The organism is Candidatus Thiodubiliella endoseptemdiera (assembly GCF_964212635.1).
Classification (GTDB): domain Bacteria; phylum Pseudomonadota; class Gammaproteobacteria; order PS1; family Pseudothioglobaceae; genus Thiodubiliella; species Thiodubiliella endoseptemdiera.
This window is the reverse complement of record NZ_OZ156463.1, coordinates 1,911,092-1,915,745: the sequence shown is the minus strand read 5'-3', so window position 1 is coordinate 1,915,745 and position 4,654 is coordinate 1,911,092. Positions and strand designations below refer to the sequence as shown.

Below are 4,654 nucleotides of genomic sequence, written 5' to 3'. Positions count from 1 at the left end.
AAAAAAAACTTAATTTATAATTATAAAATTCGGACTATAAGAGACCGCTACATTAATTGGTTACAACTTATAGAACACATAAAATATGCACTTTTTTTCATTAAAAAACTCGTTAAATAATTGACCACTCTCATTTTTGATTAAAACACACTATTCTCTGCATTCTCTAAGGTGTACTGAGTGAACAATAAACTCTATTGGCTTAAATCTAAACCCCCGCTTTAACTCTGACAGAACTGAGTTTAAAGAAATATTATCTCTATTATATACTAGGGTATTGGAACATTAAGTTCGTTTAATCGTCAATACTGCCTTTAAGCCTAGTTCTTAACGGTAACATACAACAGTGTTTAAATTCTGTGGCGTATTAATACTCATTTTTTAGTTTGAGACCTTTGCATAAATATGAATAATCATCAAAACGCCATCTTTCATCAAATTACAAACTTTTTAAAAACACCCTTAGCCCTGCTAGGAGTGGATTTAAAAAATTTCCAATTTAATAAAATCTGTCATTTTGCTAATCATCCCTATTTATGCAAAGGTCTCAGTTTATTTGAAATAAAGGAGTTTAGATTGTTGTTTGAATTTATTGGGGCAATATACGCCTAACTGATGCAAATAATGCAAAAACTTCGGTTTGTTTAAAAAATTATGACTTATAAAGATTATTAACAAGTGCCATTGTTCGTCTATGTGCTATATACATATTATTTTCATCCTTAACAACCTTAACCCTTAAAGCGTACATTTTAGCTTTATTTGGCACTACCTCCCTAACCTCTCTATTAAATTGAAAAATATGCTTGAACGGACAAATAAACTCCAGAAAAAATATATTATCCCCATTGTTCCATTCGTTAGCAGTTATTTTATGATCGCTGTGTAATAATTTATCCAAAGTTTCGTTATTAACTTTTGCCCATACGGCAAATGCCAAAGGCATATCATTACTATTACGAATTAACTTATATTGACCCAGTAAAACACCCTCTGAAACACGACTAAAAAAACCACAGATGCTATAATGCTCACAATGTAACTTTGATTGCCTCGCTAACCAAAAAGCATTACCAAGGGTTTCCATATAGGTTTTTTCATTTATTTTTTCAAACGCCATCAATTTATAATTTTTTGTAGGTATTGAGACCTTTGCATAAATAGGGATGATTAGCAAAATGACAGATTTTATTAAATTGGAAATTTTTTAAATCCACTCCTAGCAGGGCTAAGGGTGTTTTTAAAAAGTTTGTAATTTGATGAAAGATGGCGTTTTGATGATTATTCATATTTATGCAAAGGTCTCGTATTATAATTAATATTTTAAGAGACCTTTGCATAAATAGGGATAATTAGCAAAATGACAGATTTTATTAAATTGGAAATTTTTTAAATCCACTCCTAGCAGGGCTAAGGGTGTTTTTAAAAAGTTTGTAATTTGATGAAAGATGGCGTTTTGATGATTATTCATATTTATGCAAAGGTCTCTTTAAGCGACTCTATTCTAAATTTATCAAAAAAATTGCTTTGTGTTAATTTCAGCAGATAAAAAAGATCTACAATGTAATTACAGGTCTTTTTTAGAGAGACCTTTGCATAAATCAACTAAAAACACATCAAACTGGTAAAATAAACACCCTCTAAATCAACCATAAAAATACTAAAATGTCCTGGAAAAACACTCAACAAAACTCATTCGCAGATTCTCTTGTCGTTGAGCATAAATCCCTATCAGAACTTGATGATGTTCACAACATCATTAACTGGAATGAGATAGAGCAAACACTTTCAAATTTGTATTCATCCAAGCGAGGTGCGCCCAGTTACCCGCCATTGATGATGTTCAAGATTCTCACTCTTCAAGCTTGGTATGACCTCAGCGATGAAGCCCTAGAGAAACAAATTGCCAGAGACTTAATGTTCAGACGCTTTATTGATTTATCCCTATCTGAGAATGTAGCAGACCATTCAAGCATATGGCGTTTTAGACAACTGCTTAATACGGAGCAACTATTAGAGACCTTTGCATAAATATGAATAATCATCAAAACGCCATCTTTCATCAAATTACAAACTTTTTAAAAACACCCTTAGCCCTGCTAGGAGTGGATTTAAAAAATTTCCAATTTAATAAAATCTGTCATTTTGCTAATCATCCCTATTTATGCAAAGGTCTCTATTAGAGCCATTACTAGAACAAATCAACAATCACTTAGAGCAAAACTCAATTATTGTAACGCTAGGTTCAATTAACATCATTGATGCCACCGTCATAGAAGCCAAACAATCGCGTAAGCGCAAGGGCAAAGATAGCAACAATACCCAAGACTCAGAAGCTGGCTATAATGTGAAGACCGCAGCCGATGGCAAACGCAAAACCACCTATGGCTTTAAAATGCACGCCAATACTGATGAAGATGGCTTTGTTAAAAGAATGACCTACACCCCTGGCAATGTCCATGACAGTCAAGAAATGGATAAGTTACTCAACAAGGCTCATGGTCAAGTTTTTGCTGATAGTGCTTATGCCAATAAAAAGAACGATGAAAGACTCGGTAAACACAATAACAAAATACTGCACAGAGCCTACAGAAACAAGCCTTTAACCAAACAACAAAAACAAGACAACAAACAACGCTCATCCATTCGCTATATTGTTGAACGAACCTTTGGACTGTTAAAACTTCACCACGGATTAGGCAAGGCAAGATACCTTGGGTTAGAACGCAATAAAGCCAAAGCACAGCTTATTGCCATGAGCCATAATCTTAAAACTGGGATGAATATTTTTAAAGAAATGCAACGGTTAAAAACGCTTAGGGATTATTGTGTCCAATGAGTGGCAAAAAGTTAAAATAGAAGAAAAAGCCAAGAAAACAGGGTGTTTTTAGATTTTTATTGGAAAATTATAAGAAATTTACATTACCCCAAAACCTCAAACAACTTTCTAAATTTTCTTATATAGCAAACCCTAAGAAGCCCTCTTCTTTTTCTGATTCAATTTTATACTTTCTTGATACACATCCATTGGTTTTTTATATTTCAATGTTTCATGGAATCTTTGGTGATTATAAAACTCAATATAATCATCTACATCCGTGGTTAACTCACTGATAGTTTGGTATTCGTTTAAATAAATCCTTTCACATTTAGCACTTCTCCAGAAGCGTTCAATGCAGATATTATCTGTGGCTCTGCCTTTGCCGTCCATTGAGATAGTAATACCCAGTTTTTTGAGTCGCTTGGTGTGCACCTCACTGGTGTATTGACTGCCTTGATCGGTATTAAATATCTCTGGGTGCGGGTATTTTTCTAAAGCATCGTTGAGTACGCTCATCACTAACTGTGAATCCATTGTGTTGGATATTCTGTGTGATAAAACAGCCTTGGAATGCCAATCAATAATAGCAGCCATATACACCATACCTCCCGCAATCTTAATGTAGGTGATGTCTGTACTCCAAACTTGATTAGCGTGGTTAATACCAAGACCTCGAAGCTTATAACTGTATTTTTTATGTGCTTTGATTGGTATGGCTGTATTAACCTGTTTAACCGCTAACACCGCTTTTAACCCCAACGCTTGGCGATAACGAGCCACTGTGTTTAAACTTACCTTGTAACCGTCTTCAAGTAGTTGTTGATGCACTTTTTTCTCACCGTAAATAGGTATTTGTTCAAACACCTTGGTGATATGAGATTTAATTTTATCTTTACGCACATTGGTACGCGGTGTGTAATATAAGCCACTCCTGTTAATGCTCAACAGTTGGCATTGTTGATTAATTGATAAAGGTTGTGTTGCAGATGTTGAAGACGGCTTGAAGTCAACTAATTGTTTAAGATTAGATAAGCCCAAGCTTTTTAGCTTTTTTGCTAACCATTCCTTCTCTACGGTTACCTTGCCTACCAGAGCTGTTAAGCGCTCATTTTGTTTTTGTGATTTAACAAGCTCTTCTTTGTATTCTTTAACCGCCTTGGATGGCTCCATGGCAATTTCAGCATTAGCAAGGAAGGTTTTCTTCCAGTTTTGTAGGTTTTGTGGAAGGATGTTATGCTTGCTAGCAATCTGCACCAAGGTGCTTTCATTTTGTAATAACTCAAGCACTAATTTTGTTTTAAATGCTGAGGTGTATTTGGTTCGTTTTTTACTCATTTTTTTACTCCGATTTTTTTTGTTTAGTTTAACGGGTTTGAAATAAGAAAGTTTAGATTGTTGTCTGAAATTGTTGGGGTTTTATAATTTTAGACAATATTTTTGAAAAATGATAAAAATGAAAATCAAGATAATAAATTATGAATTACGCAAAGGTCTCTCAAAGTATGAGCCGTAGAGCTAACTGTTGGGACAATGCAGTCATGGAGCGCTTTTTTAGAAGCCTCAAGACTGAACGATTAAACTATCAAAGTTTTGCAAATCATTATGAAGTCGTGCAAAATGTAGAAAGTTATATCTACTTTTACAATTGCAAAAGGATTCATTCAGCGATTGGGTATTTAACACCCGCTCAGAAGGTGGCTGAATTGGAAAAAGTGGCTTAAAATTAAAATGTGTCCAAGTTTGTTGAGCCATTACAGGTCTTATTGTGGTCGGAATCGATGCTCTTTTTGTCATAGCACCACCTTAAAGCGTAACTTTCCTTTTTTTAGCAGA

At 34.3% G+C, this 4,654-nt stretch carries 8 protein-coding genes and 1 pseudogene; 5 read left to right on the top strand and 4 right to left on the bottom strand.

All coding sequences use genetic code 11. The features are described from left to right. Positions 1 to 405 precede the first annotated feature (405 nt). Positions 406 to 612: a hypothetical protein gene (locus AB8525_RS10110; protein ID WP_369151642.1), complete on the top strand. Its 207-nt coding sequence runs from the start codon at positions 406 to 408 to the stop codon at positions 610 to 612. A 40-nt stretch (positions 613 to 652) separates the two neighbouring features. Here the strand turns inward: AB8525_RS10110 and AB8525_RS10105 are convergent, their stop codons facing one another. The 3 genes from AB8525_RS10105 to AB8525_RS10095 are packed head-to-tail and all read right to left on the bottom strand — an operon-like array spanning position 653 to position 1,471. Beyond that, positions 653 to 1,120, bottom strand: coding sequence for a toxin-activating lysine-acyltransferase (locus AB8525_RS10105; protein WP_369151640.1), 468 nt, complete (start codon positions 1,118 to 1,120; stop codon positions 653 to 655). Positions 1,121 to 1,124: 4 nt separating this feature from the next. After that, positions 1,125 to 1,289, bottom strand: a complete 165-nt coding sequence (locus AB8525_RS10100) for a hypothetical protein (RefSeq protein ID WP_369151638.1) — start codon at positions 1,287 to 1,289, stop codon at positions 1,125 to 1,127. 26 nt (positions 1,290 to 1,315) lie between these two features. Further along, on the bottom strand, positions 1,316 to 1,471 hold the full coding sequence (locus tag AB8525_RS10095; protein WP_369177752.1) for a hypothetical protein: 156 nt from the start codon (positions 1,469 to 1,471) through the stop codon (positions 1,316 to 1,318). Between the two features lie 194 nt (positions 1,472 to 1,665). Between AB8525_RS10095 and AB8525_RS10090 the strand changes: the two genes are divergently transcribed. The 3 genes from AB8525_RS10090 to AB8525_RS10080 are packed head-to-tail and all read left to right on the top strand — an operon-like array spanning position 1,666 to position 2,839. After that, positions 1,666 to 2,031, top strand: coding sequence for a transposase (locus AB8525_RS10090; RefSeq protein WP_369177750.1), 366 nt, complete (start codon positions 1,666 to 1,668; stop codon positions 2,029 to 2,031). Between the two features lie 2 nt (positions 2,032 to 2,033). Next, complete coding sequence (locus AB8525_RS10085) at positions 2,034 to 2,183, top strand: hypothetical protein (RefSeq protein ID WP_369150050.1); 150 nt, start codon at positions 2,034 to 2,036, stop codon at positions 2,181 to 2,183. Beyond that, complete coding sequence (locus AB8525_RS10080; protein ID WP_369177748.1) at positions 2,165 to 2,839, top strand: transposase; 675 nt, start codon at positions 2,165 to 2,167, stop codon at positions 2,837 to 2,839. Before AB8525_RS10085 ends, AB8525_RS10080 begins: the two co-directional genes overlap by 19 nt. 132 nt (positions 2,840 to 2,971) lie before the next feature. Here the strand turns inward: AB8525_RS10080 and AB8525_RS10075 are convergent, their stop codons facing one another. Next, positions 2,972 to 4,156 carry an IS3 family transposase gene (locus tag AB8525_RS10075; protein ID WP_369150786.1) on the bottom strand — a complete coding sequence of 395 codons (1,185 nt, stop codon included), beginning with the start codon at positions 4,154 to 4,156 and terminating at the stop codon, positions 2,972 to 2,974. Between the two features lie 155 nt (positions 4,157 to 4,311). Between AB8525_RS10075 and AB8525_RS10070 the strand changes: the two are divergent. After that, positions 4,312 to 4,542: pseudogene (locus AB8525_RS10070) on the top strand (integrase core domain-containing protein); the annotation flags it as partial. Positions 4,543 to 4,654 lie beyond the last annotated feature (112 nt).

What these genes read in the sequence shown, in the direction of transcription:
- AB8525_RS10090 (WP_369177750.1), top strand. Translation starts at nt 1,666, where the DNA reads ATGTCCTGGAAAAACACTCAACAAAACTCATTCGCAGATTCTCTTGTC.
- AB8525_RS10105 (WP_369151640.1), bottom strand. Translation starts at nt 1,120, where the DNA reads ATGGCGTTTGAAAAAATAAATGAAAAAACCTATATGGAAACCCTTGGT.
- AB8525_RS10110 (WP_369151642.1), top strand. Translation starts at nt 406, where the DNA reads ATGAATAATCATCAAAACGCCATCTTTCATCAAATTACAAACTTTTTA.
- AB8525_RS10080 (WP_369177748.1), top strand. Translation starts at nt 2,165, where the DNA reads ATGCAAAGGTCTCTATTAGAGCCATTACTAGAACAAATCAACAATCAC.
- AB8525_RS10100 (WP_369151638.1), bottom strand. Translation starts at nt 1,289, where the DNA reads ATGAATAATCATCAAAACGCCATCTTTCATCAAATTACAAACTTTTTA.
- AB8525_RS10075 (WP_369150786.1), bottom strand. Translation starts at nt 4,156, where the DNA reads ATGAGTAAAAAACGAACCAAATACACCTCAGCATTTAAAACAAAATTA.
- AB8525_RS10095 (WP_369177752.1), bottom strand. Translation starts at nt 1,471, where the DNA reads ATGAATAATCATCAAAACGCCATCTTTCATCAAATTACAAACTTTTTA.
- AB8525_RS10085 (WP_369150050.1), top strand. Translation starts at nt 2,034, where the DNA reads ATGAATAATCATCAAAACGCCATCTTTCATCAAATTACAAACTTTTTA.